This window comes from Candidatus Aminicenantes bacterium (assembly GCA_026393795.1).
GTDB lineage: Bacteria > Acidobacteriota > Aminicenantia > UBA2199 > UBA2199 > UBA2199.
This window is the reverse complement of the sequence record JAPKZL010000026.1, coordinates 1-3,221: the sequence shown is the minus strand read 5'-3', so window position 1 is coordinate 3,221 and position 3,221 is coordinate 1. Positions and strand designations below refer to the sequence as shown.

Annotated in this window: 3 protein-coding genes and 1 pseudogene; all 4 read right to left on the bottom strand. The window is 49.3% G+C overall.

Annotated features, from left to right (window positions below; all coding sequences use genetic code 11):
* Positions 1–145: 145 nt before the first annotated feature.
* Positions 146–1,285, bottom strand: coding sequence for an ATP-binding protein (locus NTW95_01280; protein ID MCX6556060.1), 1,140 nt, complete (start codon positions 1,283–1,285; stop codon positions 146–148).
* Positions 1,286–1,516: 231 nt separating this feature from the next.
* A pseudogene (locus tag NTW95_01275) lies at positions 1,517–1,609 on the bottom strand (arsenate reductase ArsC).
* A gap of 36 nt (positions 1,610–1,645) precedes the next feature.
* Entirely contained in the window at positions 1,646–2,572 is a 927-nt protein-coding gene (locus NTW95_01270; GenBank protein ID MCX6556059.1) for a Fic family protein, read from the bottom strand.
* A 136-nt stretch (positions 2,573–2,708) separates the two neighbouring features.
* On the bottom strand, positions 2,709–3,221 hold a 513-nt coding region (locus NTW95_01265; GenBank protein MCX6556058.1), incomplete at its 5' end, for an arsenical-resistance protein.

Sequence of the window (3,221 nt, the reverse complement as noted above, 5' to 3'; positions counted from 1 at the left end):
CAAATTTAAATACAACGGCAGTTTACCTGCAATTTTCCGGTCAGGAAGCCAAAGCGATCCTGAAGGACCGCAGGCTTATATAAACCCTGAACTCAGTCGCGAGATTGCGTTTTTCAATTGCAATGATCTGCGCAAAAAGCGTAAATCATTTATCTTGAGGTTCTAATTGCTCAAGACCCAGGAATGCAACTTCCAGCGCTCCGTAGCGGCGATTGAAAACTCTCTTGACATCGCCGGCCACGAGGTAGTTCTTCCCCTTTGGGTAAAGGCCGCGGAACGATTTCAGCCCGGCTGGGTCGAAGGCGTCGGCCGACAACTTGCACTCGATCGCCGTGCTTCCAGCGGGCGAAGACAGTACGAAATCAATTTCGTGCCCAGCCTTGTCCCGCCAGTAACGGACGTCATGGCGCTGGCCGCGGCCCATCAGTTCATTTAGCACGTAGTGCTCCCAGAGCAAGCCGAGATCTTCCCGACGCAGGCTTTTCCAACCCTTAAAAAATGAGACGAAGCCGGTGTCGAAAGCGTATACCTTCGGAGCCGCGATGATCTCCCTTGAACGCCGGGAATGGAAAGGGCGGACCAGGTAAGCGACATGGGTTGCTTCCAAAACAGCCAGGTAGTTGGTGATGGTCGGCCGGCTTACTTCGCAGGGAATGGCGTAATGGGTTGCCTCGAAAATGCCGCCGCTGTTCAGGCAGAGAAGTTCCAGGAAACGCAGAAACGAGTACCGCCGTTCCAGCCGGAACAGCTCCATGATGTCCCTGGCCCAATAGGCTTCAACCCATTCCCGGTATTCGCTTTCAGGATAGCTTCGGGCCAGTAAAAAAGGGGGCAGGCCGCCACGGTGCAGGCGCTGGGCCAGGTCTTCCCGGCCCAAGTCCTTGCTATCGCAAAAAATCATCGGCGGCAGCCATATCTCCAGCTTGCGCCCCGCCAAAGTATCCTTGAAACGGGATGAAGCGCCCAGAGTGGACGAACCCGTGGCCACGATCTTCACTTCGGGGTAATGGTCGGCCGCGATCTTCAGCAATTCGCTCGGGTTGGGCAGCCGGTGGATCTCGTCGAGAACGATCCTTTGACCGCGTTGGGCGGCGAGAAAAGCTTCGGGATCGGACAGTTCTCTCCGCACACTGGGCAGTTCGCAATCCAGGTACAAGGAGTGTGGTACGCTCTGGCAGATGCAGGTTTTTCCCGTCCGCCTGGCCCCGGAGAGCCAAAGCACCGATCGTTTCTCCCACAAGGTTTCCAGGAGTTCGAGCCAGTAGCGGCGTTTTTTGATTTCCATGATTTAAGCCTAGCACAAGCAATTACCAAACGCAAGTGTATTTGCGTTTGGATCATCTTTATGCAAGTTGTCTTTGCGAAACCAATCGTCCCCTAAAGGGCCGTTTACCTGCAATTTTCCGGCCAGGAAACCAAAGCGATCCTGAAGGACCTCTAGCTTATTTGATCTCCAAACGCAATTCAACCTTTAATTAAACTTTTCAAGCCATTTTATAATGGCATCGCGCCCATGCTTGGAACGATGAGCCAAGATATCGATGCATAGCTCAACCATCACCTTGACAGCCAGGGGATAGACGGCGCCTGGCTCGTTGCCGGCCGAATAAGCCGAACATTGGGGTCACCCATTGCTTCGATCTCTTTATTTTTTTCTTTCTAACACATCAAACCCTGACATTACGGCGTCAGAAATAAAATCTTGCAATAAACTGGAATTTCCCGTCATTTGAAATTTATTAAGATATTTAATATAAAAAGGTTTTTTTTCCTGCAAAATCAGCGCCGGCGGGAAATTTTCCCGCAGCAGCATAACCTGCATCAGAAGTCTGCCAATTCTGCCATTGCCATCGGAAAAAGGATGAATTTGTTCAAAGCGTCCATGAATTTCAGAAACATGGGCGATGATGTCTTTGCCGGGAGCATTGATATTTTTTATTAATTCTTTCAACAATACGGGAACTTTCAAATAATTCGCGGTTGGAATGTTGGCGCCCAAAATTCTTACTCCGTGATTACGGTAGGCGCCGGCATCCTCGCGAATACTATTCATTAAAATGGCATGTAATTTTAAAACCAATCCTTCGTTTAATTTATTTTTTGCAAGGGCCCAAGTGAATAAATATCGCAACGCAGACTGATGATTTTTGGCCTCCAATTGTTCAGTTAAGCTTCGATGCGGCGGGGAAACATTTTCGAAAAGTATTCCAGCCGTTTCATCTTCGGTCAAGGTGCTGCCTTCAATCCGATTGGTGTTGTAAGTTAAGGATAAAACAAATTGCTTGTGAATGTCAGGGTTGACTAAAATTTCTTTCACAATCCCAGGATGATTTTGACTTTTCATGGCGATGACTTCTTTTTTGGCTTGAAGTAACGTATCCGGAATAACCTTTATTCCGGCATATTGGGAATACAATTCATTTATGGCTTCCTGCTTCTTTTTTCGCGGCAGGGATTTTTCATTAATCCAGCTATTCAGGGTGGCAAAAGACACGTCCAGTTGTTTGGAGATTTTTTCCTGGGTCAGTCCGGAAATTTTCTGTATGAGCCTTAATTTTTCCGATATTTTCATAAGTTGATTTTACATAACTTTATATACTATGTCAAAATCAGTAAACTTTATAAAGTTACCACAGCCCCGCGGCCATCTGCGAGCGGGCCGAGCTGCGGGTGCAAAGGAACAGGACACTCTTTTTATCCATCACCCGTCAACTCGCCTGGAAATACTTTTTGCGGAAGAAGAGGGCCACATTGACCAGGATGAGGAGCGCGGGCACCTCGACCAGCGGCCCGATGACGGCGGTGAATGCCTGCCCCGAGGTAATGCCGAACACGCCCACCGCCACCGCGATAGCCAGTTCGAAGTTATTGCCGGCGGCATGGAAAGCAATGGTCACCGCTTTGCTGTAATCGTTGCTAAGCCGCTTTCCCATGTAGAACGATGTAAAGAACATGACCACAAAATAGATGAGCAGCGGCATGGCTATGCGCAGCACGTCCATGGGCAATTGGACAATGGTTTCGCCCTTGAGCGAAAACATGACGATAATGGTGAGCAGCAGCGCTGCCAGTGTCATGGGGCTTACCTTTGGAATGAACCTGGTCTCGTACCACTGCCTGCCCTTGGCTTTCAGGAGGATAAACCGGGTCAGCATGCCGCCGAAAAAAGGAATCCCCAGGTAGATCAGAACACTTTGGGCGATCTGCCATATGCTGACATG

Coding starts and splice junctions, on each gene's coding strand:
- NTW95_01280 (MCX6556060.1), bottom strand. CDS start 1,285: ATGGAAATCAAAAAACGCCGCTACTGGCTCGAACTCCTGGAAACCTTG.
- NTW95_01270 (MCX6556059.1), bottom strand. CDS start 2,572: ATGAAAATATCGGAAAAATTAAGGCTCATACAGAAAATTTCCGGACTG.